Genomic DNA, 26,550 nt, shown 5'->3' on the forward strand with positions numbered 1-26,550 from the left:
GAAATCCATAACATCGCGTCCGCCGACGTCGCGGGCATGGTCGGAACACTCGCTGCGTCGTCTATCGCGGTCGGCGTCGTCCTCGTCGCCGCTGCCGGCTCGATGTGGAACCGCGTCCTCCGCGGCCAACCCGGGGACGTCGACGCCACCGTCACGGACGCCGCGGTCGTCGACGCCGTCAACCCGGGCGCGGACCGCGGACTCGCCGTCACCTACAGCTACCGGTACGAGGGCGGGCGGTACGAGAGCGACGCGGTCGTCCACCCGCCGTCGCTCGCGGACGCCGAAGGAGTCCCGCAGGTCCCGGCGGCGTACCGGGAGGGCGCGACCGTCCGCGTCGACGTTCCCCCGGGTCACCCCGGCGAGGCGACCCTCCCCGACCCGGGCGTCCGCGCGACGTACCGCGTCGCAATCCCCGGAATCGTCGTCATCGGCGTCGCAGCCATCGCGGTCGGCGTCTGGCTCGCGCTCTGACCGCGCGCCATCGGGTCACCGCCTCGTCGGTCACCGAAACCCTCCTACGCGCGCCCTCCGAACCGGCTGGTATGGACGTGGTGGTGAACGCGGCGACGAGCGTGGACGGGAAGCTCTCTTCGCGCGAGCGCAGGCAGGTCGCCATCAGCGGCGAGGCGGACTTCGACCGCGTGGACGCGCTCCGCGCGGACAGCGACGCGGTCGCGGTCGGCGTCGGCACCGTGCTCGCGGACGACCCGAGCCTCACGGTCAAGGCCGACGACCGCGTCGCGGACCGGGAGAGCCGCGGCGAACCCGGTCAGCCGGCGCGCGTCGTCGTGGATTCGCGCGCCAGGACGCCACCGGACGCCGCGGTCGTCGACGACCGCGCGCGGACGTACGTCCTCGCCACCGAGGACGCCCCGGGCGACCGGCGCGCGCGCCTCACGAGCGAGACCACCGAGGTCGTCGCGGTCCCCGCGGGCGACGACGGCCGCGTCGACCTCGCCGCCGCGCTCGCCGCGCTCGAAGCCCGCGGCGTCGACTCGGTGATGGTCGAGGGCGGCGGCGAACTCGTCTTCTCGCTGTTCGAGGCCGGCCTCGTCGACGAACTCTCCGTCTACGTCGGCTCCATGGTCGTCGGCGGCCGGGACGCCCCGACGCTCGCCGACGGCGACGGCTTCACCACGCCCGACTTCGTCGACCTTTCGCTCCGCGACGTCACGCGCGTCGACGACGGCGTCCTCCTCGAATACGACGTCGTCGACACTCCCGAAGACCGATAGCGCGGTCGCTCGCGGTCGCTGAAGCGTCGAGAGGACGTAGAACGGCGTTCGGTCAGCGCGTCAGTGCTGGTGGCCGGTCGCCTCGCCGAACGTCACGCCGAAGCGCTCCTCGAAGAGCGCCATCGTCTCCTGCTCGATGGCGTCGAGCTCCGGGTCGTCGCCCTCGCCGTGGTGGACGAGGTGGTGCGCGCGGGACGCGAACGAGAGGAGCGTGATGTCGCCGACGACCTCCGCCGGATTCTGGCCCTGTTCGGCGAGCACGTCGACGAGCCCCGTCGGGAGCTCGACCTCGTCCGCGTCGCCATCTGCTTCGATACTGATCGTGATCGTCTCGACGTCGTCGTCTGCCATACCACCCGAGACGGGGAGGAACGTGAAAACCCCTGTGGGTTGGGTGCTGGCTCGCGACCGCTCAGTCGTCGGCCTGCGCGGACGCGTCGCCCTCCGCGCCCGCCTTCGTGCGCGCTCGCTTGAGGTCGTCGAGGAACTCGTCGCTGTCGAGCGCGGCCTTCACGCCCATGCCCGCGGCCGTCACCGCCTGCTGGTAGTGGTGGTCGACGACGTCGCCCGCGCCGTAGATACCGGGGACGCCCGTCGCGGTCTGCCCACCGCCCTTGCCGCCCTCGGTGAGGAGGTAGCCCTCCGCGTCCGTCTCCACGCCCGTCCCCTCGAGGTAGTCCGTGTTCGGCGTGTGCCCGATGGCGTAGAACACCGCGCCGACGTCCATCTCGTACTCCTCCACGGACTCGTCGCCCGCGTCGAGCTTCTCCTTCGGGTGTCCGTCGGGGTGCTCGACGAGCGTGACGTGGTCGACGCCGTCGGCCTGACTCCCGTGGATCTCCGTGAGTTCGGTGTTCTTCAGGATCTCTATCTCGCCCGCGTCGACCTTGTCCATGACGCGGTCGATCCAGATGTCCTCCGCGCGGAACTCCTCGCGGCGATGCGCGACGTAGACCTTGTTCGCGAACTTCGTGAGGAAGTTCGCCTCCTCCATCGCGGCGTCGCCGCCGCCGACGACGAGCATGTCCTCGCCGCGGAAGAACGCGCCGTCACAGGTCGCACAGGTCGACAGCCCGTACCCCATCAGTTCGTCCTCGCCGGGGACGCCGAGCGTTCGCGCGGAGGCGCCGCTCGCCGCGATGACGACGTCGGCCGTGTAGCAGTCGCCGTTCGTCATGACGACCCGGTGGGGCGTCCCGTTCGCGGGGTCGCCCGCGACGACGTCCTCGATGATGCCGTTCTTCGTGTCGGCACCGAACTTCGTCGCCTGCTCTTTCATGTTGTTGATGAGGTCCGGGCCGCTGATGCCCTCGGGGAACCCCGGGTAGTTCTCGACGTCCGTGGTGAGGGTGAGCTGACCGCCGGGTTCGTCGCCCTCGATGACGAGCGGGTCGTTGTTCGACCGCGCCGCGTAGATCGCGGCGGACAGCCCCGCGATACCGGTGCCGGCGATGACCATCGTCCGGTGCTCGACGATCTCCTCGCCGCCGTCGGCGCACGCAATTCCGAGCTTCTCGTCCAGCTTGCCTTCCTGGTCGAGCGCGCTCGTGTCGTCCCAGCCGCCGACGAGTTCGTCGTCGATGAACACCTCGGGCGCGGTCCGGCGGCCGTTCGCTCGCTCGACCATCTCCTCGAAGGCGTCCTCGTCGCCGGTGACGTTGATCTCCTCGTACTCGACGCCCTTCTCGTCGAGTAACGCCTTCGCCTTGTCGCAGTACCCACAGTTCTCCTTCGTGTAGACCTCCACGCGGGGCGAGTCTGTCATGTATTGTTCAGTACTCGCCGAACTACTTTACCGGTTGTGCTATCCTGTACGCTCTCCGCAATCCCGGCAGGACAACGCGTATCACAGCAGGTCGCTCGCGGGCAGGTATCACGGGAGCCCGCTCGCGAGCAGGTACCGGACGCCAGCGGCGACGAGCGCGGCGCCGCTCAAGGCGAGGGCGGGGAACGAGGCGACCGGGTCCTCGTGGGTCTGCCACGCCGCCCACGCGACGGGCGCGAGCAGGCCGACGCCGATGGCGACGTCCGAGAGGTGGTAGACCGCGGTCGCGACGTCGGGCAGGAGGTACATCGAGAACGTCCCGGCGACCACGGGGCCACCGAGGGCGAGCGCCGCGGCGCTCGCGAGGTCGTCGCGCGCCACCCAGCTCGCGAGCGCGAGCCCCACGAACCCGAGCGCACTCGACGCGGCTAGGAGTTCGAACGCCGACGGCCACGCGGGCCGCTCCCCGTAGCAGTCGTTCCCGTCGACGCCCTCGTGCGTGACGCCCGTGTACTGCCAGTTCGACGTGTACGCGAGCACCGTCCCGTCCCGCGCGAGCACGTAGTTCCGGTCGACGCCGGACTCCGGGGCGCCGTACTCCGCGTCGACGGCGTCGCCGTACTGCTCGTCCTCCCAGTCGATGGCGTCGTCCGGGATGGTGTCGACGCTGGGGTCGCTCTCTTCGCGCACGACCCGCGCCGGGTTTACGTCTCCTGTAAACCTCCCGTCGCGCGAGAACTTGTACGCGCGGTCGTCGCTCGTCACCACCCAGAACCCGTCGCCCTCGGGGAGCGCGGGCGTCAGCGAGGTCGCGCGGACGACGTCGTCGCCGGTCGCGTTCGCGGGCAGTTCGAGTTCGAGGCGCGCGAGGCGCCGCCAGTCGTCGTCGTACCTGGCCACGACGACGGTGTCGCCGTCGCGGAGTTCGCCGCCCTGGAGGACGAGCCACTGGCCCTGCGCGTTCCGGTCGAGGTCCACGCCTTGCGCACCACCGCAGCCGTACCCGAGCACGCCGGGCCCCGAGAGCGGGACCGCGGCCACGAGACTCACGACGGCGATACCGGCGAGGAGGAGGGTGAGCCGCGGATTCGGGGGACGCATACACCACAGCCGTGCTTCGCCGTCCGCGTAAGCCTTGTCCCGGGCCGACGCTCGCGCGCCCGAATCACACCGGAGCTGTCGACGGGCTCGGCCCGGTCCACCCGAGGTTGCGGCGCGACGGCCGGGCGGTCACTCTCGACCTGCTCGACGTACTCGACGGTCACCGACAAGGGAACCGACGTGTGGTCCTGAACCGCGTCCTGGAGGTCACCGCCGAGGTCGGGATAGGGGACGTCCGCAGGGCGACTGACGACGACCGTCACGGACTGCTCGCCCGTGATCGATGCAGCGGGCGAGAACCCGACGCGGACCGAGACGAGCCCGAGGTCTTCGTACTGCTCCGTCTCGAGGACGTCACCGACCTCTTCGTTCACCGTGTTCTCGACCGCGACGTGCTGCGCGGTGAGTGCACCGAGGACGCCGAGCGACACGAGCATCCCGACCATGAGCGCGGTGACGACCACGTCCCCCGAGAGGAGCTCGCGGAGCCCGCCGTCCGGACGGTACCCGAGGTACGCGAACGTGCCGAGCGCGGCGACGTTCACCGCGAGCGCGTTCGCGACGAGGAGCACGAACGCGCCGACGGCGACGATCGGGTACCCCCAGGCGAGGCCGATGCCGGTCGCGGCCGCGGCCGGGATGAGCGCCGCCGCGATCATGACGCCGACGAGCGACACCGGGACGGCCGTCGCGAGCCCGAACGCGCCCGCCGCACCAGCGCACAACCCGACCGTGATCGAGAGGAAGCCCGGCGATATTCGCGACGCGATCTGGTTGACGGTCCCGACGTTGAGTGTCGGTGGGACGAACGCCGCTGACTTCAGGAAGAGGCCGAACGCGGCCGCGGCCACGATCGCGAACCCGAGCCCGTACGCCTGGGATTTCATCCCGGAGACGAGGAGGTCGCGGTCACCGACGACCGCGCCGACGCTCGCCGTCATCGCGCTCCCGACCTGGGGCGCGATGACCATCGACCCGACGACGATCGCCGGCGAGTCCAGGAGGAGGCCGACGGTCGCGACGAGCGCCGAGAGCAGCGTCATCGCGTGGTACGTGCGGGCGTTCGGCGTCATCCCGACGGCCTTCGATCGGATCTCCTCGCTCGCGATCGCGTCGCCCTCCTCTTGCTTCTCGACGAACCGCTGCTCGAGCTCGTCGTAGTGCGTGCTCTCGACGGTCTCCGCGCCGAGGACGACGACGTACTCGTCGTCGACGCCGGCGTCGCGGAGTTGCTCGAGCGCGTAGTCGACGCCTTCGGCAGGGATGGGGAACTCGACGAGTGACCGGTCCGTGTCCTCGTCCTGTGCGACGAGGAGGTGGTCGACGCCCTCGTCCTCGAGTACCTTCTGGACGTCCGAGCGGTTCTCGTCTGGGACGAGGATCCGAACGACGCGCATACGAGGACTCTCGCCACGCCGAGGGATAAGACCGGAGCCTCAATTGCTGACGGCGAGTCGACCAGTTCCGGGCGCGTGGCTGTCAGGTCTCCACCACTCGCACAGAGATGGTGGTCAGGTGTCAGTTAGTCCCAGCGTTCATTGCCGCGAGCACCAAGTTCCGGGCACCGATGCCAGACTCGCCCTCCATCGACGACCCATCCGGTCGATCGCGTCGCGAGTTCCTTCGCGCAGCGAGCGCCGCGGTGAGCGTGCCGGCACTCGGCTCGCTCGCTGGCTGCGTCGAGGTCAGGGTCCCGAGCGACGCGCTCGGGGACGGCGACGGCGCGTTCGGCAGTGGCGACGGTTCGTCGAACGACGACGCCGGGTCGACGAACACGGGTGGTGGTGACTTCGACGCGGAGACCCGGGACCGCGCCGGCGAGGTCGGCCAGCGCGTCCAGCAGTCCGTCGTGAAGCTCACGCAGGACCGCACGGGCGGCACGGGGTGGCTGTTCGACGACGGCTACGTCGTCACGAACGCGCACGTCGCGGCCGAGTTCCAGGCGATGGACGTCGAGACGTTCGACGGCCGCACCGGGACGGCCGAGCGCGTCGGCTACGAGCGCGACCTCCGCCCCGACCTCGCCCTCCTCCGGACCGACGTCGACTCCCCGCCAGCACTCGAGACCACGGACGTGGACGCGCTTGCGGAAGGCGACCCCGTCGTCTCCGTCGGCCATCCGGGCGCGGTCGGTGACTGGGTCATCAGCCTCGGCCGGTTCCGCACGTTCCGCGAGTCCCTCGACTGGGTGCTCGCGGACGTCCCCACCGCTTCGGGAAGCAGTGGGTCGCCGCTCGTCACGCTCGACGGCCGCGTCGTCGGGTGCGTGAGCGGCGCGACCCGCTCACCGAACGACGACACTGTCGACCGGCCAGACGACGTCTACACCGACTTCCCCGAAGAGGACCGTCTCGCCTCCGCCGTCCCGAGCGCGACCGTCGAGGAGTCCGTCGCCGAGTGGCGCGGCTAGGTCGACCCGGACGCAACCACGTGCTGCTCGAGGCGTCGAGACGACGGTCTTACGTCGCCCGCGAGTGACGTTCGCCGTATGCCCGCGGACCTCCAGGAGAAGACCGACCGCTACCACGACCTCCTCGCCGAAGCGCTCGACGAGGTCGAGGTGTGCGCGCCCGAGGACACGCCGATGGGCGAGGCCGCCCTGGAGTGCCTCGAGATGGCGGCGTCGTACCTCGACGACGGCGAGCACTTCCGCGCGAACGACGACCCCGTGAACGCGCTCGCCGCGTTCTCCTACGGCCACGCGTGGCTCGACGCCGGCGCGCGCGTCGGCCTGTTCGACGTCCCGCGCGAAGGCCACCTGTTCACGCAGTGACCGCGTCGGTCGCGCCCGTCGCTCCGCTCGTCGCGGTCGTCGCGGTCGCCCCGTCAACGAACGCGCTCCGAACGACAGACGCGCTCCGAACGACAGACGCGCTCCGAACGACAGACGCGCTCCGAACGACAGACGCGCTCCGAACGACAGACGCGCTCCGAACGACGGGCGTGCCTCGGGCGACGTATGCGGTCCTTTCCAGGCGAGTTGGCGGCGACTACTGACTCGTGCTCGCCCGTGCGCCGAGAACGAGTTGGCTAACTATACTCGCGGTAGTCGACGGTGTACTCGACCGATGGTGACCGACGTTGGAACGTAGCACACAGCGGGCCGCCGGCCCCGCCGATGGAGACGACGACGTCCGCGTCGGCGTCCTGAGTCTCCACAACAGCAAGGAGACGAAAGCCATCCTGAACGCCGTGGAAGCACTCGGCCACCACCCCGAGTGGTTGCGGTCGGAGAACACCGTCGTCCGCTTCGAGGACGAGCACGCCACGCTTTCGCCCGACGTCGACGTCGTCGTGAACCGACTCCTGCTCTCGAACACCGACCAGCCCGCCGAGGCGCAGGGGCTCGCGCTGACGCTCGGCGCAATCCGTCCGATGCTGAACGCGCCCGAGGCGACGGCGCGTGCCGCGCACAAGACCGCCACCGCGGCGTGGCTGACCGACGCCGGCCTCCCGATACCGAAGACGGTGTTCGCGCTCAGCGGCGACCAACTGAACCGCGTTCGCGGCGAGTTCGGCCCGGAAGCCGTGTACAAGACCGCGATCGGGACCCACGGCGGTGGCGCGTGGAAGGTCGGAGAGACCGAACAGCTCACGGCGAGCGTCGGGAAGCGGCGCGCGTTCCTCCAGGCGCTCGTCGGTCGCGACGGCGAGACGCCGCGGGACCTCCGCGTGTACGTCGTCGACGGCGACGTCGTCGGCGCGATGTATCGGTACGCCCCCGAGAGCGACTGGCGGACGAACGTCGCGCGCGGCGGCGTCGTCGAGGACGCGACCGGGTCGGCGCCACCGGCCGCGTTCGACCTCGCGCGCCGAGCGACCACGACGCTCGGCCTGGACTGCGCCGGCGTCGACCTCATCGAGGGCGACGACGACGCGTGGTACGTCCTCGAGGTGAACCCGACCGCGGGCTTCAAAGGCCTCTACGAGGCCACCGGGCACAGTCCAGCCCCGCACATCGCGCGCCACGCCATCGAGCACGCCGGTGGGAGCGTGGACGACGAGCGCGTGCACACGCTCGCGTCGACGCTCGACGACTCCGTCCCGGCGTGCAAGCCGGTCCCCGAGTCGGTCCGGGACGCGGGCGCGACGACCATCGGGTTCACCGAGACCGTCGTCGTCACCGGCACGACCGGGTCGAAGACCGTCGTCGCGAAGTCCGACTCCGGGGCGACGCGGACGAGCATCGACCTCCGGCTCGCCGCCGACGTCGGCGCCGGCCCCATCCACAACGTCTCACGCGTCCGTTCAGGGAGCAGCAAGGACGCGAAGCGACGGCCGGTCGTCGACCTCGTGATCGGCATCGGCGGGGAACAGCACACGGTCGCGGCGAACATCGAGGACCGCTCGCACATGACCCATCGCCTGCTGCTCGGTCGGGACGTCCTGAAGAACTACCACCTCGACGTCAGCCGGCGCGTCGAGGACCGCGCGGAGGTCGGGCACGAGGAGTGAGGTGGCGGTCGCGGCCTCGCGTCCCGCGCCAGTGCCGTCCGCCCGCTCGTCCGGTCAGTTCTCGAGGTCGCCGCCGAGCGCGCGTTCGACGACCGATTCGAGGACGCCGCGAGCGTCCCGCGCCTCCGCGAGGTCGACGTGCTCGTCGACGGTGTGAGCCTGCGAGAGGCTCCCGGGCCCCCAGACGACCGCGGGGATGCCGGCGGCGACGAACTCGCGGGCGTCCGTCGCGGCGGTCATCCCCCACGGGTCGCTCGGCGCGCGGTCGCCGGTCTCCGCGCGGACGAGGTCGGCGAGCGCGTGGTCCGCGGGGATGCTCGCGGACTCGTAGTACTGGACGGTCTCGCGCTCGGCGTCGACGTCGTCCTCGCGCGCCGCGGCGGCGAGCACGTCGTCGACCTCCGCGTCGACGTTCTCGATGGACTCGCCGGGGAGCACTCGCCGGTCGAGGAGGAACTCGCAGGTGTCGGGTATCACGCCCATGTTCCCGGTCGTGCCGGCCTCGACGCTCGTCACGGACGCGTACCCGCGGCCGACGAGGTCGTCCTCGCGCTCGCGGAGCTCGGCGTCGTACTCGTCGACCCGGTCGAACAGCAGGCGCGCGGCGTCGATGGCGTTCCGACCCTCGTCTGGATGACTCGCGTGCGTCGACTCGCCGCGGACCGTGACGCGGTACGTGACGACGCCCTTCGCGCTCGTCGCCACCCGGAGGTCCGTGGGTTCGAGGACGACCGCGTAGTCGCCGCCGTATCCTTCCTCGATGCACGTCCGCGTGCCCGGAATCCCGGTCTCCTCGCCCGCCGCCGCGTGGACGACGACCGCGCCGCCGTCGAGCGCGCCACTGGGCTCGTCGCCCTCGAACCGCTCCGCGAACGCGTTCGCGGTGACGAGCGCGAGCGCCAGCCCCGTCTTCATGTCCGCGCTCCCACGTCCGTACAGCAGCTCCTGCTCGGAGCCGTCGTCGTCGCGCTCGGTGACGACCGCGGCCTCGTAAGGCTCGTGCGTCCACGCCGCCGGGTTGCCAGCCGGGACGACGTCGGTGTGCCCGTTCAGGACGACCGTCGGCGCGTCCGCGTCCGCCCCGTCGCCGCCCCGCTCGTGATCGCCGACGACGACGACCGCGTTCGGACGCTCGCGATAACCGGGCGTGTCGAGGAGTTCGGCGTCCAGGTCGTGCGCTCGCGCCCACTCGACGACGTACTCGGCGACCGCGCGCTCCTCGCCCGGCGGGTTCTCGCTCGGGATGCGAACGAGTTCGCGCGCCAGCGCGACGAGGTCGTCCGGGTAGCGAGCGCCGTGGTCCGCGTCCCCCATCGCGCCGCCATCGCCGGGCATGGTCACTCGAACGCCGCCGCGATGGCACCCTCGATATCCGCGACGAGGTCCGCGTGATGCTCGGTCCCGATACTGAGGCGGACGAGCGTCTCGGGGATGCCCGCCGCAGCGAGCGCCTCGCTCGACAGGTCCTGGTGGGTCATCGTCGCCGGGACCTCCACGAGGCTCTCCACGCCGCCGAGGGACTCCGCGAGCGTGATGACGTCCAGGCCCGCGGCGAACTCGGTGACGGTGTCGACGTCGCCTTCGAGTTCGAACGCGATCATCGCGCCGTAGTCGTCCATCTGACGCGCCGCCACGTCGTGATTCTCGTGGGACTCCAGGCCCGGATAGTAGACCTCGGTGACGTGCTCGTTCGCGACGAGGGCGTCCACGACCCTGCGAGCGTTCTCGCAGTGCCGGTCCATCCGCGAACTCAGCGTCTTCATCCCGCGGACGACGAGGAAGCAATCGAACGGGCTCGGGATACCGCCGCGGCGGTACTGGACGTACTCGACGTCCTCGGCGATCTCGGTATCGTTCGTCGCGACCGCGCCCGCGATAGCGTCGGAGTGCCCGCACTGGTACTTCGTGAGTGACTCCACGACGACGTCCGCGCCGAGTTCGAGCGGCCGCTGGAGGTACGGGGACGCGAACGTGTTGTCGATCGCGAGCGCGGCGTCGCCGTCGTGCGCGACGTCGGCCGCCGCCGCGATGTCACCGACGTTCAGGACGGGGTTCGTCGGCGACTCGAAGTACACGAGCGCCGTCTCCTCGCGCATCGCGTCCCGGATGGCCTCGGTGTCCGTGACGGGAACGTGCGTCATCTCGACGCCGTAGTCCGCGTACACGTCCGTCAGGAGGTCGTGGGTCTCCGCGTACAGGTTCTCCGCGGCGACGACGTGGTCGCCAGCCGACAGCGTCGCCGTGAACACCGCGTCGATCGCCGCCATCCCGGACGCGAACGCGCTCGCGTGCTCGCCGCCCTCGAAGTTCGCGAACGACTCCTCCAGCGCCGTGCGCGTCGGCACCGCGTCCCGCGAGTACCGGAACCCGGCCTTCGTCTCCGTCGGCGACGCGTACTCGTACGTCGAGTTCGCGTAGATCGGCGGCATGAGCGCCCCGAACGGGTCCCGGCGCTCGTGGGAGTGTACCTCGCGCGTCTCGAATCGATGGTCGTCCATGCACGCACCTCTCGCGACGCCTCCAAATAAATACCGCCGGCACCGGAAACGCGCTCGCACCGTCGCCCCGACGCGATTTCGGTCCCGGTAACCCCGGCTTGCCACGCCCGGACCGGTCGCACCGTTGGTCGTTGACGAATCCGGCCGGAATCGCCCGCCGTCGTTAGAGTCATGTGGGGGGAGCGAGTCGAGACGAACGAATGGAGGGCGTTCTGTGGTACGTCTTGACCGGCACGCGCGGCGGTGAGAACCGCATCCGCCTGCTGGACGCCATCGACGAACGCCCACGGAACGCGAACCAGCTCGCGGAGGCACTGGACCTGGACTACAAGACCGTCAGACACCATCTCGACGTGCTCGTGGACAACGACGTCGTCAAGAAATCCGGCGACGACTACGGCGCCGTCTACCTCCCGACCCAGCAGGCGCGGGACCACTGGCACGTCGTCGAGGAGGTATCCGCGGAGGTCGAAGCATGAGAACGAGGACGACGCACCGCGAGGCCATCGACTGGCCGGTTCGCGGCCCGAAACCGCCGAAGGGGGAAGAGACTGTGGCCGAAATTGGGAAAGAGTATATCCACGACAGCACGGTAAGGTGGTGTAGATGAGTATCTGGGTGACCGTCGCACAAGTTGCGGCGGGCGTGAACGTGGTGCTACTGCTGGCCCTGACGTACGTGTGGGGCCGGAACTACGCGAAGTTCCGGTCGAAGCACACGCTCGGCCTCCTCGTGTTCGCGCTGCTGTTGCTCGCGGAGAACGTCGGCGTCGTCTACTACTACGTGCTCGACCCGCAGCTCTCCGCGTGGTGGGGGAGCGCGGTGCCGGACATCGTCTGGCAGTGGCAGATGGCGATCCACGTCGTCGAAGCCGTCGCGCTCGCGTTCCTGACGTGGACCGCCTGGGACTGACGTCGCGCGAACCCACCCTCGACACGCGAACCCGGTCTCCCGCCACACGGACTCGTTCTCCCGCTACACGGACTCGTTCTCCAGCCCCGCGAGACCTTCGTCGTCGTCGCGAGCCCTGGCGACGGGGTTGGCGCGATAGCCGAGTCGACGTGCGAGCGGCGCGAGCGCGCCGAAGGCGAGTTTCTGGACGGCGAGCGGCGGCGACGCGAGGTGCAGGAGGTCGTAGCCGTAGGCGTCGTAGAGCGCGGCGACCTGGAGGGATGAGGGCGTCCCGGCGTCGTCGAGCGCGCCGCGGCGCCCGAGCGCGGCGAGGTCGCGGAGGAACCCCTCGGTCTGGAGTGCTGGCTCGATGCGGATGGTGACGTGGAGTGCGTCGTCGCCGCCGGTGCGCCACGTGTGCGGCGTGCCGCGTGGGACGGTGACCGTCTCGCCGGCGTCGTGGCGCGTCGCGTCGCCGTCGACGACGAGTTCGAGCGTTCCGTCCGCGACCGTGAAGGATTCGTCCTGGCGCGGATGGACGTGGCTCGGTAACGCCCGCATGCCGGGAGCGGTCCAGCAGTCGAACGCGAGCGGGTCGGACTCTGGGTCGTCGGGCGGCGAGTGGAAGTGGAAGCGCTCGGTCGTCACTGGGTTCTCGACGTACGACGGGTCCGCGGGGTCGACGGTCGACGGGACGGGGAGTTCGTGCATACCGCTCGATACGCCCGCAGGTGTGCTAAATCCTCGCACGCCGACGGTGCCGCGAACGCTCTGTTTAAATACGTCCGGTCATCTCGCTGCGTCGACCAGGTGGTCCGCGAACCGACCGTCGAACCCGGACACGGTGGTGACTCTATGGTTAGAATTGGGTGAGAGGCGGGCCGTAGTTCGGAATATCCTCTTTAAGTAGGTCGTGGTGGGACCGTGTATGCGGTCACGCATCACCGTGTTGCTGGTCGTCTGCATGTTCGCGATCTCCGGGGTCGCGACGGCGACGGCTGGCACCACGCAGGCAGTGGACGCGACGAATGAATCGATAGAAGGGAACCAAGCGGCCGTCGAATCAGCAGACCAAACGCAAGCGATGGTGCAGTTCTCCGGTGGCACCAGTGGCGGGACGACAGTCACCGTGGACCAGGTCACCCTCTCCGAGGGTGGGTTCGTGACAATCCACGACTCCACGCTCGGGGACGGCGACGTCCTCGGGAGCGTCCGTGGGACCAGCGAGTACCTCGAAGCGGGCACGCACGAGAACGTCACCGTGACGCTCGACGAACCCCTGACGAACGACTCGACGCTGTTCGCGATGGCCCACCAGGACACGAACGACGACCGCGCGTACACGTTCGTCTCCTCGAACGGCCAGGTCGACGGCCCGTACACGATGGACGGCGACATCGTGATGGCGTCGGCGAACGTCACGGTCTCCGCGACCGTGTCCGCGACGGACATCCCGACGAACGGCGGCGTCATCGTCGTCGACCGCGTCGAGCTCTCCCAGGGTGGCTTCGTGACGATTCACGACGCCTCCGTCACCGATGGCGCGGTGTTCGAGAGCATCCGCGGCACGAGCGACTACCTCGAAGCGGGCGTGCACGAGAACGTCCGCATCACGCTCCAGAGCGCCGTGACGCGGAACACCACGCTCGTTCCGATGGCGCACATGGACACCGACGGCGACCAGGAGTACGACTTCGCGACGAGCGACGGCAGCGACGACGGCCCGTACGCGACCGCCGACGGGAGCGCGGTCGTCGACACGATGAGCGTCGTGCAGACGAACACGGCCGAGGCGACGCTCGCGAACCAGACGAGCGGCGGCGAGCGCGTCGTCGTCGAGGACGTCTTCGTGCCCCAGGGCGGGTTCGTGACGATCCACGACGCGACCCTGCTCGACGGCGACGTCTTCGACAGCGTCCGCGGCACGAGCGCGAAGCTCGCGCCCGGCTACCACGAGCAGGTCGAGGTCGTCCTCGACGACGGCATCGAGAACGAGTCGACGCTCATCGCGATGCCGCACAAGGACACGGACCGCGACGACACGTACGACTTCCCGTCGACCGAAGGCAGCCAGGACGGCCCCTACACGGATGGTGGGAGTGCTGTCGTGGACGTCGGCACGGTGTCGGTGAGCGCGAGCGTGTCGATGGCCGACCAGACGAGTGACGGCACGACCGTGACGGTCACCGACGTCGACCTCAGCGAGGGCGGGTTCGTGACGATCCACGACAGCTCGCTGTTCGCGGGCGAGACGTTCGGGAGCGTCGTCGGCACGAGCGCGTACCTCGAAGCCGGTCACCACGAAGAAGTGACGGTGACGCTCGAGGAACCCATCCGGGACACGGCGACGCTCGTCCCGATGGCGCACGAGGACACCGACGGTGACCAGACGTACGACTTCCTCACGAGCGACGGGAGCGACGACGGTCCCTACGTCGCGAACGGCGGCGCTGTCGTCGACACGGCTCGCGTCAGCGTGCAGGCGGTCGTGACCGCGACGAACCAGACGAACGACGGGTCGATGGTCACCATCGACTCGGTGACGCTCCACGACGGCGGCTACGTGACGATTCACGACGGCACGCTGCTGGACGGTGCGGTGTTCGAGAGCGTCCGCGGCACGAGCGAGTACCTCGGCCCGGGCACGCACGAGAACGTGACCGTGATGCTCGACTCGCCCCTGAGCGAGAACGCGACGGTCGTCCCGATGGCGCACAAGGAGACCGACGGCGACGAGACGTACGACTTCCTCACGAGCGAGGGCGGCGCTGACGGTCCCTACGTCGCAGCCGGTGGTGCGGTCGTGACGACCGCGCAAGTGACGGTGACGCCGACGGCGACCGTCTCCTTCAGCGCGCAGGAGACCGACGGCCAGACGGTGGTCGTCGACTCCGTGACGATGAACAAGGGCGGGTTCGTGACCATCCACGACGCCAGCCTGCAGGACGGCGCGGTCTTCGAGAGCGTCCGCGGCACGAGCGCGTACCTCGAAGCGGGCACGCACGAGGACGTCGAGATCACGCTCGACTCGCCGGTCGAGGAGGACACGACGCTCATCGCGATGCCCCACCAGGACACCGACGGTGACGAGTCCTACGACTTCGTCGACAGCGAGGGTGCGGACGACGCGCCCTACGTCGCTGATGGCGGTGCGGTCGTCGCCGCCGGGGACGTGACGTTCACCGGCGAGACGACGACGACGTCGATGGACGAGGAGACGACGATGATGGACGAGGAGACGACGATGATGGACGAGGAGACGACGATGATGGACGAGGAGACGACGATGATGGACGACGAGGACGGTGACGAGAACGACGGCGCGTCGGGCGGGTCGCCCGGCTTCGGCATCGCCGTGGCCGTCCTCGCGCTGCTGGGCGCCGCGTTCCTGGCGCGCCGCCGGTAACGCGATCGGTCACCGCGACCGAAGCGGATTTGAACGTTTCGCGTTTCTCCGACGGATTCAAGTACGTAACTACCAACCCTATATAAAGCAGTGCAAAGGTTTATATGCTTGTCGCACTTACTATGGGTGAGGAACAGTCCTGCTGGGCTCGTCTTTCTTCTCGCCCCGCAGCCGACCGCACCCGAAGAGGACCCCAACACATGAGCGACACAACCACCACCACCGACGTCGAACAGCCCACGACCACCCGAGACGAGCGAACAGACCAGAAAACGACGACGGAGACCACCAGCGAACAGGTCGACGAGCGCGTCTGCCCCGAGTGTGGCGGCCCCGTCGCCAGCGTCGAAGCACGCGGCGAACGCGTCTGCGAGGACTGCGGGCTCGTCGTCGAAGAGGACGCCGTCGACCGCGGCCCCGAATGGCGCGCGTTCGACGCCGGCGAGCGCGACGAGAAGTCCCGCGTCGGCGCCCCCACCACGAAGATGATGCACGACGACGGGCTGTCGACGAACATCGGCTGGCAGAACAAGGACGCATACGGCCGCCAGCTCAGCTCCAGCCAGCGCCAGAAGATGCAGCGTCTCCGCACCTGGAACGAGCGCTTCCGCACCCGCGACAGCAAGGAACGCAACCTCAAGCAGGCCCTCGGCGAGATCGACCGCATGGCGTCCTCGCTCGGCCTCCCGAAGAACGTTCGGGAGACCGCGAGCGTGATCTACCGCCGCGCGCTGAACGAGGACCTCCTCCCGGGCCGCAGCATCGAGGGCGTCGCCACCGCCGCGCTCTACGCCGCCGCCCGCCAGGCCGGCACGCCCCGTAGCCTCGACGAGATCGCGCTCGTCTCGCGCGTCGACAAGATGGAGCTCACCCGGACGTACCGGTACGTCGTCCGCGAGCTCAACCTCGAGATCCAGCCCGCCGACCCCGTCCAGTACGTGCCGCGGTTCGCGAGCGAACTCGGCCTCAGCGACGAGGGCGAACGCCGCGCCCGGATGCTCCTGGACAACGCGCGCAACGCCGGCCTGCACTCCGGGAAGTCGCCCGTCGGGCTCGCCGCTGCCGCCGTCTACGCGGCCGCGCTCCTGACGAACGAGAAGGTCACGCAGAGCCAGGTCGGTGACGTCGCGAACGTCAGCGAGGTCACCATCCGGAACCGCTACAAGGAACTCCTGGAGGCGTCGGACGCCGGCGTCGCACTCGCCTGACCGGGAATCGGCTCTCGTTCGACGAGTATCGGCCGCCCGCCAGCCGGAACCAGCAGACGGCTTCGCGTGCGTTCGGGCCAGATAGCGGCAATCTTTTTCACCCCCGGTGGTGTTAGAGAGTCACATGGTCGAGACGTACGTGAGACTTCTCTGTCCCGAATGCGGCAAGGACTGGGAGACCGCGCCCGCGGACCTCCCTGCACCCGGTGACACGTTCCACTGTCCGAACTGTCACGCCAGTCGACGCACGTCCGAGTTCATGCGGACCGACCACGACCTCTCCACGCTCAAGCAACTCGGCTGACCGTTCGTCGTTCAGACAGCAGAAGACGACGCGTAGCGGGTCGCTCGCTCGATTCGGCGTTAGACGCCCGTCGACGAGCGCGCGCCACAGGCCTCGCAGCGGATGCGGAGCACGCCGTCCTCGCGCTCGAACACCGTGTCCGGGAGGCCGCACTCCGAGCACGTCACGTAGCCCTCGACGTAGTCCTCCAGTGCGTCCTGGATGCGGACCTCGCGGAAGTCGCCCTTGAGGCGAGCGCGACCGCTCTCGTCGATGTGGCCGCTCGTCCCGAGCTCGTTCTGGAGGAACTGCATCACGTGGTCCTCCTCGCGGTTCAGGCGGTCGACCGTCGCCTGGAAGTTCTCGTACACCGTCAGCTTGCCCTCCTGTCGGATGTCCGGGTCCGGCACGTCGAACCGGTCGCCGCCGGCGTCGATGTCCGGCGTCTCCTCCAGCGCGCGCTCGAGCTGGTCGTCGTAATCCATACGCCGAATACGGACCGAGCGGGCCAAAAATCTTCATACTCGACGCCTCCATCCCCCATCACCGCTGGCGCCCTCGTCGAGCGTTCGGTCGGCTGATTCGGCGAAAGCGACCGCAAATAGTCCACGTCGAGACCTGTTCGCTGCCGGTTCCGTTCGCGTCGAATCGGCATCTGGTACGCACGTGGTCGATGTTCGGGGAGCTGTGAGGTCCGGCGCGCGCGCCTCGAATCCACGACCCCGTTCGCTAAATTCAATGGTTCCGAGAACGTCACATGGTCGCTACCCCCGATAACCACGGGTATCTAAGGGTGGTGTGTTAACGCGACACGGGATAATAATATAACCCTGGGGCCGATAGATGGTTTTGGTTATGAAGAAGCAGGAGCTCATCCACCTTCACGGCCTTCTCGCGGAGGTATCCGGACAGTACGACACATGGAGCGACGGCGACCTCGACCTCGAGGAATACGAGTCCCTCGGTATTCGACCAACGTCGATCCACAAATCCAAAACCGATCACAAGGCAGCGGTGTTTGCACTCGCAGGTGGCATCACTTCTGACATGGACGACGAGGCGGAGACGGAGACCGTCGCTCCGACCGCCGACTGAGACTTCAGCCGCGTTCTACCGTAGTTACTCGTCGAACAGCCCCAGCTGCGTCGACGCACACCGACTCGGTCGTTCCTCGAGGCGCGCGCCACGCTCCTGATGATACGTCACCAGACGGTTCGAGCAGGAATCACGCTGCAGTCGCGGGGTCCGGTACCGTTCCGTGGTCGTCGTCAGTCGATGAGGTCCTCGAACTCCGGGAGGACGTCGTCGTCATCGTCGTCGCCGCTCGCAGTGTCGGCATCGTGCTCGTCTCCCGCCTTGCGCTCGTCCGCGAGGTCACTCTCGTCGGCGGTATCGCTCTCGTCAGCCGGTTCGGCCTCGTCTTCGTTCGCAGTGTCGGCGTCGCCGTCGGCTTCGGCGTCGTCCTCGTCGTCGATGACGTCGACGGAGAGCACTTCGAGGGGGATGTTCTCCAGTTGCTTCCCGATCTCCTTGCGAGCGATCCGGGAGGCGTGCTCCTCGCGTTCGACGTTGAACACCTTCATCTCCAGTTCCAGGGCGACGAGGCTCTCGTCGGCGGCGATGAACGCGGGGTCGATGGACTCGTGGCAGTGCGGGCACGCCCGCTCGCCCATGTTTATCTCGACGTAGTTGAGGTCGGGGTTCAGCATCGCGCCGGTCTTCGAGATGGCGATACGGATGGCCTCGTCCTCCGTCGACACGTCGTACACGGGCACCGCCGCTTCGACGACGACTCTGCAATCCATACGTGCCCGTGGGTTTCGCTGCCATCGGTATCAAGGTTGGCGTTACCCCCTGGGTATCGCAGGACGGCAGCGGGGAGCGTTCGGTGACGGGCCGGTGACGGGGTGGCGGAACGCGCGTGAATGGGCGGGGACCGAAAGCCCGATACCCGGGCGGTCCCCGACGGTCTCGTATGCACTCCGGGCGTTTCCCGCTCGCGGACCTCGCTGGTGGGCTCGACCTCGCGGCGACACTCGAGAGCGGGCAGTCGTACCTCTGGCGGCGCGAGGACGGCGACGCGTACGCTGGCGACGTGACGACCGACCGCGACCTCGACGACGCGCCGTGGTACTACGCGGTCCCCGACGGCGAGGTCGTTCGCGTCAGGAAGACCGAGGACGCGCTCGTCTGGGAGTCGACCGAGGACGCCCACGACCGCCTCGTCCGCTTGCTGCGGCTCGACGACGACCTGGACGCGATCTTCGCTGACGCGCCCGCGCTCGACCTCGTCGACGACGCTCGCGGCGCGTTCCCCGGGCTCCGGCTCGTCCGCGACCCGGCGTTCGGGTGCCTCATCTCGTTCATCTGCTCGACGCAGATGCGCGTCGAACGCATCCACGAGATGGTGAGTAGTCTCGCTCGCGCGTACGGCGACGCCGTCTCCTTCCAGGGGGAGACGTATCACGCGTTCCCGACGCCCGACCAGCTCGCCGCGACCACCGAGGGCGACCTCCGCGACCTCGGACTCGGATACCGTGCGCCGTACGTCCAGCGGACCGCGGAGATGGTCGCGGCCGGCGACGCCCACCCCGAGGACGCCCTCGGGCGCGAGTACGAGGCCGCCCGCGAGTACCTGACGCGGTTCGTCGGCGTCGGCGACAAGGTCGCGGACTGCATCCTCCTGTTCTCGCTGGGGTACCTCGAAGCCATCCCGCTGGACACGTGGATGCAGACCGTCGTCGCCGACCACTACCCCGACTGCGAGCGCGGGAACTACACGGAGACGAGTCGCGCGCTCCGCGAGCGCTTCGGCGGCGAGTACGCGGGCTACGTGCAGACGTACGTCTTCCACCACCTCCGGACCGCGGAGTGACCGGGGTCGACCCGGGTCGCCGCCGCGAGACCCGGTCGCGCTCGTCCACGAACCCTTCGAGCAACGTGCCAGCGTCTCTCACGAAGCCCCTATCCGGGTTCGAGCCATAGCACGGGACATGATTCGGACACTCGCTCGTCGGTGGTTCCGCTGACGGGGAGCGCGCTCGGCTCGCTGCGCGCGGCGGTCCCGTCGCGGTACCGCGACGGCGTCCTGTTCGTCTTCCTCGCGGTCCTGTTCGGCGGGTCGTTCGCTGCCATCAAGACCGGGCTCCAGGAACTCCCGCCGGTGCTGTTCGCGGGCCTCCGCTTCGACCTCGCCGCCGTCGTCCTCCTGGGGTACGTCGCGGTCGCCAGGCCGCGGTCGACGTGGCTCCCGCGAACGCGCGCCGATGCGGTCGGCATCGGCGTCGCCGCGGTCTTCCTCGTCGTCCTCAACAACGGCCTGCTGTTCGTCGGGCAGGGGACGACGACGCCGGCGGCCGCGTCCGTGATGTACGGCCTGAACCCGATACTCGCGCCGGTGTTCGCGTGGTGGTTGCTCGGCGACCGCATGTCGTGGCTGGGCGCGCTCGGTATCGGCGTCGCCCTCGGCGGGGTCGTCCTCATCGTCCAGCCGTCGCCGTCGACGTTCGGGGACGCGAGCGCGATAGGGCAGGTGCTCGTCCTCGGTGCGGCCGCCGCGGTCGCGCTCGGGAGCGTCCTCCTCCAGCGGGTCGGCGTCGACATGGAGAGCGTCTCGATGACCGCGTGGGCGATGGGCGTCGGCGCACTCCTCCTGCACGCACTCAGCCTCGGCGTCGGCGAACCGCAGGCGGCCGTCCTCGACGTCGGGCCCGCGACCGCGTGGAGCATCGTCGCCGTCGCCATCCCGTCGACCGCGGTCGCGTACGCGCTCTACTTCGGCCTCATCGAGCGCGTCGGCCCGGTCCGGACGAACCTCGTCGCGTACCTCGTCCCCGTGTTCGCCGCGGCGACCGGCTGGCTGTTCCTCGACGCGACCGTCGACGCGGTGACCGTCGCCGGGTTCCTCGTCGTCGTCGCGGGCGTCGCGCTCGTCGAACGCCAGGTCGTCACCGCGGAACTCCGGCGCGCCACCCGGCGGCTCCGCGGCGGGGGCGACGACAGCCGCGAGCCAGCGGCCCGGTCCGGCGACGAACGCGGCGAGCCGTGCGAGGCCCCCTGCGACGACTGACCCGCCGTCGGCGACGGGTCGACCGTCGACGCGACCGCTTCACGAATAGTTTTCATACGGGCGTTGGAACGTCGTCGTATGGAACTCGGCACGGGTCTGTTCACCTGTCAGTCGCGGCCGGACGACGACCGCTCGATGGACGAGCTCTACGACGAGATGCTCACCGTGGCGAGCACCGCGGACGACGCGGGCCTGGACTCGGTGTGGGTGAGCGAGCATCACTTCATGGCGGACGGTTACCTGTCGGGGACGATGCCGAGTCTCGGCGCGCTCGCCGCCGCGACCGACGATATCGAGATCGGGACGTGCATCGCGCTCGCGCCGCTGTACGACGGCGTGCGGCTCGCGGAAGACGTCGCGACCGCGGACAACATCGCTGGCGACCGCGTGACGCTCGGGCTCGCCATCGGGTCGAACCCCGCGGAGTTCGACGCGTTCGGCGTCCCACAGGAGGAGCGCGTGGAGCGCCTCGCCGACCAGGTGAACCTCCTGAAGGCGGCGTGGAGCGAGGGGCCGCTCGACTACGACGCGGAGTTCCACGACGTCGACCCGAGCGTGAACGTGACGCCGAAGCCCGTCGAGAACGACGTCCCCATCATGCTCGGCGGCGGCGCGAAGCCCGCGGTCCGGCGTGCGGCCCGGGAGGCGGACGCGTGGTGTGCGCCGTCGAAGCTCTCGGTCGGTGGCCTCAAGAAGCGCGTCGAGGACATCGCGAACGTCCGCGAGGAGGAGGACGTCGACGGCGAGTTCACGAACTACGTCCTCCAGCACGGCTGGGTCGGCGACTCCGAGGAGGAGGCGTGGGAGACGATGAAGGACGGCTACTTCTACATCCAGCGGCGGTACGCGGAGATCTTCAGCGGCGAGACGGTCGAGGAGCTGGACGACGAACGCAAGCAGGAGCTCAAGGAGCAGGCGATATTCGGGACGCCCGAGCAGGTCGTCGAGGAACTCGAGACGTACCGGGAGGCGTTAGGCGACGACACGCACTTCATCTTCCGGACGTACCACCCCGGCGTCGGCACCGACGAGATGGTCGAGTGCATCGAGCGGCTCGGCGACGAGGTCGCGCCCGACCTCCGGTAGACGCGGCCAGGGTCGCGTCACCAGCCTCACGGGGTTTACATTAGACGTAAACCTCTCGGGCGGTGTCGGCGACGCCCCCGCCGTCGGGCCGTCCGGAACCCGTACCGATACGAGGCTCCGGGTCCTCTGGCGAGGCATGGGATTCCACACGTTCCCCGTCGACCGCGCGGAGGCGCTGGAGGACGAGTCGCGGTATCGGTACTGTTCGCCCGAGGAACTCGTCGCGGCGCTCGCGCTCGACGGCGACGAGACCGTCGCGGACCTCGGGTCCGGGACGGGGTTCTACACGGACGACGTCGCGCCGTTCGCCGGCGAGACGTACGCGGTCGACGTCCAGAGCGAGATGCACGACATCTACCGCGAGAAGGGTGCGCCCGAGAACGTCTCGTTCGTCACGGCGGCGGTCGCGGACCTGCCGTTCGACGACGACGAGCTGGACGCGGCGTACTCGACGATGACGCACCACGAGTACGCGGACGCGGCCGGACTCGCGGAACTGCGGCGCGTGCTCGCGCCCGGCGGCCGCCTGGTGACCGTCGACTGGAGCGCGACCGGTGCGGGCGAGGACGGGCCGCCGACCGACGAGCGGTTCTCACCGGCGGACGCCGTCGAGGACCTCGAAGCTGCCGGGTTCACCGTCGAGCGCGCGAGCGAACGCCCCGAGACGTTCCTCGTCGTCGCCACCGCCTGAGTCCCGCTCGACGCCGCCGGGGCGCGTGACGCAGTGCCCGGCCGGCGCGATGGCGCAGAACTGACCGAACGTACACCGCCTTGTATGTGATTAAACAATATGGGCACCCCGGGATGGTATGGGGTGGTATCAGGGGAAGCCTTAACCCTGTGAATTGGTCACATCCTCCTACGATGGTACGGACTGACGCGTTCACACCGGGCGAGGCCGAGTACGAGTGCGTGCGATGCGGTGCACGCCTCGAGAGTCAGGCGGACACCTGCGACGACCCGTTCTGTGACGGCGCGCCGCGCAACATCGGGGTCGCACGAGAGTAACGGCACGCTGCAGCGAGGACCTGGCAGACCTCTATTCCGTCCCGCGACCCGGCCACGCACGGGCTGGCCGGGCCGCGACCCGACCGCGAGAGCGGTCGTCCTTCTCACGTCGTTCTGGCCACGCACCGCCAGTAGATCAGCATCATTACTGGTTCGTCACGCGGGAGCAGACTTATTACCGTGCATGTCAATATCTAACGTACAGAGATGGACGGACGAACCACGAAACCAGAACGAACGGTACAGACGTTCGAATGCACTCGCTGCGGCGACCGCCTCGACAGCGCCTCGGACTCGTGCTCGGACCCGCTGTGCGACGGCGAACCGCGGAGCATCGGCGTCGCCAGGGAGTGACGCGGCGCTAGAAGTCCGGGAGGTCCTCCGGCGGCTCGTACTCCGACTCCCAGTCCACGTACTCCTCTTTGAGCACGTCACACACCACCTGCCCGAACTCCGTCAGCGACGCGTTCAGCGACGACACCGTACTCCACTCGTCGAGTTCTGGATGGTAGTCGCGCTCCTTCCAGTCCTCCGGGATCCCCGGCGCGTGATAGCCGACGCGGTCCGCAAACCCGTCCCAGAAGAAGTCGAACTCCGCGAACATCGCCAGGTCCGTCGCGATACCGAACTCGCGCTCGTCGAGGTCCGTGTCCTCGGCCCACTCGTCGAACGCACGCTCCCACGCACCCTCGCGGAGGAACACCTCCAGTTCCTCGCGCTTGTAGTCCGTGTCACCGACGATCTCGGCGTCCTCGTACTCGTTCGGGTCGACCTCCTCGAGCTCCGGTACCGGCGGCGTGTCAACGTCGAGTCCCATACCCGACCCGACGCCTGCAGCGCGGATAAGGATTCCCGGACGCGGCCCCCGGAGCGACCGTCGCGAACACGCGGAATCGCGAGCCCAGGGACGCTGTTTTCGCGCGGCGAACGGACGGAACTGTTTAGTCGAGGCCACCCCAGGAGTGGTGTATGAGCGACTTCGACCTCGACCTCCGCGCCGTCGAAGACCACCTCGACGACGAGGACGAGGACGCGGACCTCACCGGGAGCGTCCGCCTTGGCGTCCTCGACGGCACCACACCCGGCAGCGAGTGGTACGACACCGTCATGGACGGGAACGTCCTCGTCCTCGACGTCAAAGGCGACGTGAACGAACTCGCCGCCGGGTTCGCGCGCGACGTCCGCGAGGACGACGGCTCGCTCGTGCACTTCCGCGGGTTCCTCATCGTCTCCCCGCCCGGTATCGACATCGACACGAGCGACCTCTGACTGCCAGCCCCGAACGCCGACCGGGCCGGCGTATCCTGATTCGAGCCCTGCTATCGCGACGTTCCAACGACAGCAGCGCCCACCAGCACAGTCGGCAGTCCCCCACCGTCGTTCGAGGAGGCGCCACGACCGGCTATTTACGTGCGGCCGTCGACGTGTCGGTATGAGCGACAGTCTCCTTCGCCGGTTCGGGAACGCGGTCGAGCGAGTGGTCGTCGACCGGAACTACCTGCGGTTCCAGCGAGCGGTGCTGGTCGCGACGGTCGTGCTCCTCGCCGCGAACGCGGTCGTCGCGTTCGACGTCGTCGCACTCGACCCTGGACTCGCGGACGTCCTGTGGGACGCCGGGATGCTCGCGTTCGCGCTGTTCCTCGTCACGGGCCTCCTGCAGACCATCGCGCTCGCCCGGAGCTACGACCGCGGTCGCGCCCGCGTCCAGGAGGCCGCGGACGAACTCGAGACCACGGCTGCGGACGTCGAACGGACCGCTGACGAACTCGAGGAGACCGCCGAGACCGTCCAGTCCGCGGCCGACGAGGTCGAAGCGGTCGGGTCGAAGGTCGGGACGGCCGCCGAGAGCATCGACGAGGTCGCGTCCGAGGCCGACGTCGACCCGCCGGTCGACCCGGACGAGGTCAAGTCCGTCGCGGACGACGTCGACGAGACGACCGAGCGCGTCCGCGAGCAATCCAACGAGGTCAAGGAGCGCTCGAAGGAGATCAAGGACAAGACGAACGCCGCGAAGGAAGCGGCCAAGGGCGCGAAGCAAGCGACCGACGGCGACTACGAGTTCGCCGAGACCGACAGCGAAGGCCCCGAACGCGAAGCGAACGGAGACGACGACGCGCAGGGCGAGGACGAGCCCGACGACGCCGACAGCCACGACGACGAACGGGAGGACGAACCCGACGACGCCGACAGCCACGACGACGAACGGTAGGACGTCATCCACGACCACGACGGGTCGTCCGCGGTCGCGTCCACCGCTTTCAGTCGAATTATATCGCCGGGCGCGAACGTCAACCCAGTGAGCGACGGCTCTCGAACCAACGGCGCGGTAGACCCGCGAACCATCGGGCTCGTCGGCGGGCTATTCGTGCTCTCCGCGGCCGCTGGCGCGTACGAGATAGCGCCCGCGAGCGTCGTGCCGCTCGTCCGCGACGGCCTCGGCATCGGCCCGACCGCGGCTGGCTGGCTCGTGAGCGTGATGTACCTGACCGCGGTCGTCCTCTCCGTCCCAGTCGGCGTCGCGCTCGACCGGTTCGACGTCCGGAACGCCGTCGCCGCGGCCGCCGTCGGCCTGCTCGTCGCCGGCGTCTGGGGGTGGCGGGCCGCGACCGAGGGCGCGTACTGGTCGCTCGTCGCCTCCCGCGTCCTCGGTGGCGTCGCCTACGTCCTGTTCTGGAACGCGGGCGCGGACCTCGTCGGGCAGGCCGTCGACGCGGACGTCCGCGCGACCGCCGTGAGCGCGTTCACCGCGAGCGCACCCGTCGGGTTCGCGTTCGGCCAGTTCGGCGCCCCGCTCGTCGCCGACGCGTTCGGATGGCCCGCCATCTTCCCGTTCTTCGCTACCGTCGCCGTCATCGGCGTCACCGCGTTCCTCGCCGCGACCACCGGCGAGTCCTTCCGCGGCGCCATGGAGACGCCCGCGCCGACGCGCGCCGAGTTCCGGAACGTGTTCGCGAACCGCGCCGTCTGGACGCTCTCCGCGCTCTCGTTCCTCGCGTTCTCGCTCTACCTCTTCCTCAACACGTGGCTGCCGAGCTACCTCGAGGGCGAACTCGACGTCTCGCTCGCGCTCGCCGGCGCCCTCACCGCCCTCTTCCCCGCGGTCGGCGTCGTCGCCCGCACCGGCGGCGGCGTGCTCTCCGACCGCCTGTTCGACGGCCGCCGCCGTCCCGTCGTCGTCCTCTCGTTCGCCGGCACCGCGCCCGCGCTCGTCGGGTTCGTCGCCATCGCGGACGTCCCCGCGGTCGTCGCGTTCACCGTCGTCTCCGGGTTCACGATACAGCTCGCGCTCGGCCTCCTGTTCTCGTACGTCACCGAGGTCGTCCCCGCCGAGGTGACGACCACCGCCATCTCGACGATGACGAGCGTCGGGCTCTTCGGCGCGTTCCTCGCCCCGATCGTCGCCGGCGAACTCATCGCCCGCTACGGCTACCAGGTCGCGTTCCTCGCGGCGCTCGTCGTCGCACTCGCCGGCCTCGCGCTCGCCGTCCGCGCCCCAGAACCCGGCGCGTGACATGCGTCGAGCAGCGAATCAATCGTGAGCG

30 protein-coding genes and 1 pseudogene are annotated in these 26,550 nt (G+C 69.2%); 21 read left to right on the top strand and 10 right to left on the bottom strand.

Going from position 1 to position 26,550, the window contains the following annotated elements; translation table 11 throughout:
* The first annotated feature begins 36 nt into the window (after positions 1 to 36).
* Positions 37 to 474, top strand: a complete 438-nt coding sequence (locus ACZ48X_RS06195; RefSeq protein ID WP_336349980.1) for a DUF3592 domain-containing protein — start codon at positions 37 to 39, stop codon at positions 472 to 474.
* Between the two features lie 71 nt (positions 475 to 545).
* The gene (locus ACZ48X_RS06200) at positions 546 to 1,238 is read left to right on the top strand and encodes a 2,5-diamino-6-(ribosylamino)-4(3H)-pyrimidinone 5'-phosphate reductase (protein WP_336349979.1); all 693 of its coding nucleotides are present in this window, start codon (positions 546 to 548) and stop codon (positions 1,236 to 1,238) included.
* A gap of 60 nt (positions 1,239 to 1,298) precedes the next feature.
* Here ACZ48X_RS06200 and ACZ48X_RS06205 read toward each other — a convergent pair whose 3' ends face one another.
* The 4 genes from ACZ48X_RS06205 to ACZ48X_RS06220 form a co-directional block, all read right to left on the bottom strand.
* A complete protein-coding gene (locus tag ACZ48X_RS06205) occupies positions 1,299 to 1,589 on the bottom strand; it encodes a DUF7545 family protein (protein ID WP_336349978.1) in 291 nt (96 codons plus the stop codon).
* A 61-nt stretch (positions 1,590 to 1,650) separates the two neighbouring features.
* Positions 1,651 to 3,003, bottom strand: a complete 1,353-nt coding sequence (grxC, locus tag ACZ48X_RS06210) for a glutaredoxin 3 (protein ID WP_336349977.1) — start codon at positions 3,001 to 3,003, stop codon at positions 1,651 to 1,653.
* Between the two features lie 108 nt (positions 3,004 to 3,111).
* Positions 3,112 to 4,104, bottom strand: a complete 993-nt coding sequence (locus ACZ48X_RS06215) for a hypothetical protein (protein WP_336349976.1) — start codon at positions 4,102 to 4,104, stop codon at positions 3,112 to 3,114.
* Positions 4,050 to 5,501 carry a TIGR00341 family protein gene (locus tag ACZ48X_RS06220; RefSeq protein ID WP_336349975.1) on the bottom strand — a complete coding sequence of 484 codons (1,452 nt, stop codon included), beginning with the start codon at positions 5,499 to 5,501 and terminating at the stop codon, positions 4,050 to 4,052. The genes ACZ48X_RS06215 and ACZ48X_RS06220 overlap by 55 nt, the downstream gene beginning before the upstream one ends.
* Before the next feature lie 170 nt (positions 5,502 to 5,671).
* On the opposite strand from ACZ48X_RS06220, the gene ACZ48X_RS06225 reads away from it, so the two are divergent.
* The 3 genes from ACZ48X_RS06225 to ACZ48X_RS06235 all read left to right on the top strand — a co-directional run bounded on the left by ACZ48X_RS06225 (position 5,672) and on the right by ACZ48X_RS06235 (position 8,559).
* Entirely contained in the window at positions 5,672 to 6,514 is an 843-nt protein-coding gene (locus ACZ48X_RS06225; protein ID WP_336349974.1) for a serine protease, read from the top strand.
* 78 nt (positions 6,515 to 6,592) lie between these two features.
* The gene (locus ACZ48X_RS06230) at positions 6,593 to 6,877 is read left to right on the top strand and encodes a DUF357 domain-containing protein (protein WP_336349973.1); all 285 of its coding nucleotides are present in this window, start codon (positions 6,593 to 6,595) and stop codon (positions 6,875 to 6,877) included.
* Positions 6,878 to 7,185: 308 nt separating this feature from the next.
* Positions 7,186 to 8,559 (top strand): RimK family alpha-L-glutamate ligase, encoded by a 1,374-nt coding sequence (locus ACZ48X_RS06235; protein ID WP_336349972.1) that lies wholly within the window; start codon positions 7,186 to 7,188, stop codon positions 8,557 to 8,559.
* 54 nt (positions 8,560 to 8,613) lie between these two features.
* On the opposite strand, the gene ACZ48X_RS06240 is transcribed toward ACZ48X_RS06235, so the two are convergent.
* Together ACZ48X_RS06240 and ACZ48X_RS06245 are read right to left on the bottom strand one after the other, a co-directional pair.
* Positions 8,614 to 9,894: a M20 family metallopeptidase gene (locus tag ACZ48X_RS06240; RefSeq protein ID WP_336349971.1), complete on the bottom strand. Its 1,281-nt coding sequence runs from the start codon at positions 9,892 to 9,894 to the stop codon at positions 8,614 to 8,616.
* A gap of 2 nt (positions 9,895 to 9,896) precedes the next feature.
* Positions 9,897 to 11,057, bottom strand: coding sequence for a trans-sulfuration enzyme family protein (locus tag ACZ48X_RS06245; protein WP_336349970.1), 1,161 nt, complete (start codon positions 11,055 to 11,057; stop codon positions 9,897 to 9,899).
* Between the two features lie 200 nt (positions 11,058 to 11,257).
* Between ACZ48X_RS06245 and ACZ48X_RS06250 the strand changes: the two genes are divergently transcribed.
* Both ACZ48X_RS06250 and ACZ48X_RS06255 read left to right on the top strand, forming a co-directional pair.
* Positions 11,258 to 11,536, top strand: a complete 279-nt coding sequence (locus tag ACZ48X_RS06250) for an ArsR/SmtB family transcription factor (protein WP_336349969.1) — start codon at positions 11,258 to 11,260, stop codon at positions 11,534 to 11,536.
* A gap of 127 nt (positions 11,537 to 11,663) precedes the next feature.
* Positions 11,664 to 11,969, top strand: a complete 306-nt coding sequence (locus tag ACZ48X_RS06255; RefSeq protein ID WP_336349968.1) for a DUF8036 family membrane protein — start codon at positions 11,664 to 11,666, stop codon at positions 11,967 to 11,969.
* Positions 11,970 to 12,032: 63 nt separating this feature from the next.
* Here the strand turns inward: ACZ48X_RS06255 and ACZ48X_RS06260 are convergent, their stop codons facing one another.
* Positions 12,033 to 12,659 (bottom strand): cupin domain-containing protein, encoded by a 627-nt coding sequence (locus ACZ48X_RS06260; protein ID WP_336349967.1) that lies wholly within the window; start codon positions 12,657 to 12,659, stop codon positions 12,033 to 12,035.
* A gap of 253 nt (positions 12,660 to 12,912) precedes the next feature.
* Between ACZ48X_RS06260 and ACZ48X_RS06265 the strand changes: the two are divergent.
* The 4 genes and pseudogenes from ACZ48X_RS06265 to ACZ48X_RS06280 all read left to right on the top strand — a co-directional run.
* A pseudogene (locus ACZ48X_RS06265) lies at positions 12,913 to 15,114 on the top strand (DUF7282 domain-containing protein); the annotation flags it as partial.
* Positions 15,115 to 15,237: 123 nt separating this feature from the next.
* Positions 15,238 to 15,354: a PGF-CTERM sorting domain-containing protein gene (locus ACZ48X_RS06270; RefSeq protein ID WP_464379857.1), complete on the top strand. Its 117-nt coding sequence runs from the start codon at positions 15,238 to 15,240 to the stop codon at positions 15,352 to 15,354.
* A 200-nt stretch (positions 15,355 to 15,554) separates the two neighbouring features.
* On the top strand, positions 15,555 to 16,562 hold the full coding sequence (locus ACZ48X_RS06275) for a transcription initiation factor IIB (RefSeq protein WP_336349965.1): 1,008 nt from the start codon (positions 15,555 to 15,557) through the stop codon (positions 16,560 to 16,562).
* 124 nt (positions 16,563 to 16,686) lie between these two features.
* A complete protein-coding gene (locus ACZ48X_RS06280; RefSeq protein ID WP_227134314.1) occupies positions 16,687 to 16,866 on the top strand; it encodes a DUF7836 family putative zinc-binding protein in 180 nt (59 codons plus the stop codon).
* 59 nt (positions 16,867 to 16,925) lie between these two features.
* Here the strand turns inward: ACZ48X_RS06280 and ACZ48X_RS06285 are convergent, their stop codons facing one another.
* On the bottom strand, positions 16,926 to 17,330 hold the full coding sequence (locus ACZ48X_RS06285; protein ID WP_336349964.1) for a translation initiation factor IF-2 subunit beta: 405 nt from the start codon (positions 17,328 to 17,330) through the stop codon (positions 16,926 to 16,928).
* A gap of 370 nt (positions 17,331 to 17,700) precedes the next feature.
* Between ACZ48X_RS06285 and ACZ48X_RS06290 the strand changes: the two genes are divergently transcribed.
* On the top strand, positions 17,701 to 17,940 hold the full coding sequence (locus ACZ48X_RS06290; protein ID WP_227134316.1) for a UPF0058 family protein: 240 nt from the start codon (positions 17,701 to 17,703) through the stop codon (positions 17,938 to 17,940).
* Positions 17,941 to 18,113: 173 nt separating this feature from the next.
* Here ACZ48X_RS06290 and ACZ48X_RS06295 read toward each other — a convergent pair whose 3' ends face one another.
* Positions 18,114 to 18,650, bottom strand: a complete 537-nt coding sequence (locus ACZ48X_RS06295) for a DUF555 domain-containing protein (protein ID WP_336349963.1) — start codon at positions 18,648 to 18,650, stop codon at positions 18,114 to 18,116.
* A 170-nt stretch (positions 18,651 to 18,820) separates the two neighbouring features.
* On the opposite strand from ACZ48X_RS06295, the gene ACZ48X_RS06300 reads away from it, so the two are divergent.
* From ACZ48X_RS06300 to ACZ48X_RS06325, 6 genes are all read left to right on the top strand, one after another.
* On the top strand, positions 18,821 to 19,720 hold the full coding sequence (locus ACZ48X_RS06300; RefSeq protein ID WP_336349962.1) for a DNA-3-methyladenine glycosylase family protein: 900 nt from the start codon (positions 18,821 to 18,823) through the stop codon (positions 19,718 to 19,720).
* A 141-nt stretch (positions 19,721 to 19,861) separates the two neighbouring features.
* The gene (locus tag ACZ48X_RS06305) at positions 19,862 to 20,914 is read left to right on the top strand and encodes a DMT family transporter (protein WP_336349961.1); all 1,053 of its coding nucleotides are present in this window, start codon (positions 19,862 to 19,864) and stop codon (positions 20,912 to 20,914) included.
* A 78-nt stretch (positions 20,915 to 20,992) separates the two neighbouring features.
* The gene (locus ACZ48X_RS06310) at positions 20,993 to 22,000 is read left to right on the top strand and encodes an LLM class flavin-dependent oxidoreductase (protein WP_336349960.1); all 1,008 of its coding nucleotides are present in this window, start codon (positions 20,993 to 20,995) and stop codon (positions 21,998 to 22,000) included.
* Positions 22,001 to 22,136: 136 nt separating this feature from the next.
* A complete protein-coding gene (locus ACZ48X_RS06315) occupies positions 22,137 to 22,691 on the top strand; it encodes a class I SAM-dependent methyltransferase (protein WP_336349959.1) in 555 nt (184 codons plus the stop codon).
* A gap of 173 nt (positions 22,692 to 22,864) precedes the next feature.
* Positions 22,865 to 23,008 (top strand): DUF7129 domain-containing putative zinc-binding protein, encoded by a 144-nt coding sequence (locus ACZ48X_RS06320; protein ID WP_336349958.1) that lies wholly within the window; start codon positions 22,865 to 22,867, stop codon positions 23,006 to 23,008.
* A 207-nt stretch (positions 23,009 to 23,215) separates the two neighbouring features.
* Positions 23,216 to 23,362: a DUF7129 domain-containing putative zinc-binding protein gene (locus ACZ48X_RS06325; RefSeq protein WP_336349957.1), complete on the top strand. Its 147-nt coding sequence runs from the start codon at positions 23,216 to 23,218 to the stop codon at positions 23,360 to 23,362.
* Positions 23,363 to 23,369: 7 nt separating this feature from the next.
* On the opposite strand, the gene ACZ48X_RS06330 is transcribed toward ACZ48X_RS06325, so the two are convergent.
* Positions 23,370 to 23,825 (bottom strand): hypothetical protein, encoded by a 456-nt coding sequence (locus ACZ48X_RS06330; protein WP_336349956.1) that lies wholly within the window; start codon positions 23,823 to 23,825, stop codon positions 23,370 to 23,372.
* A gap of 152 nt (positions 23,826 to 23,977) precedes the next feature.
* On the opposite strand from ACZ48X_RS06330, the gene ACZ48X_RS06335 reads away from it, so the two are divergent.
* From ACZ48X_RS06335 to ACZ48X_RS06345, 3 genes are all read left to right on the top strand, one after another.
* Complete coding sequence (locus tag ACZ48X_RS06335) at positions 23,978 to 24,277, top strand: DUF5779 family protein (RefSeq protein WP_336349955.1); 300 nt, start codon at positions 23,978 to 23,980, stop codon at positions 24,275 to 24,277.
* 163 nt (positions 24,278 to 24,440) lie between these two features.
* Positions 24,441 to 25,217, top strand: a complete 777-nt coding sequence (locus tag ACZ48X_RS06340; protein ID WP_336349954.1) for a hypothetical protein — start codon at positions 24,441 to 24,443, stop codon at positions 25,215 to 25,217.
* 87 nt (positions 25,218 to 25,304) lie between these two features.
* Positions 25,305 to 26,519, top strand: coding sequence for an MFS transporter (locus ACZ48X_RS06345; RefSeq protein WP_336349953.1), 1,215 nt, complete (start codon positions 25,305 to 25,307; stop codon positions 26,517 to 26,519).
* The last annotated feature ends 31 nt before the right edge of the window (positions 26,520 to 26,550 follow it).

It is taken from the genome of Halorubellus litoreus, assembly GCF_055378595.1.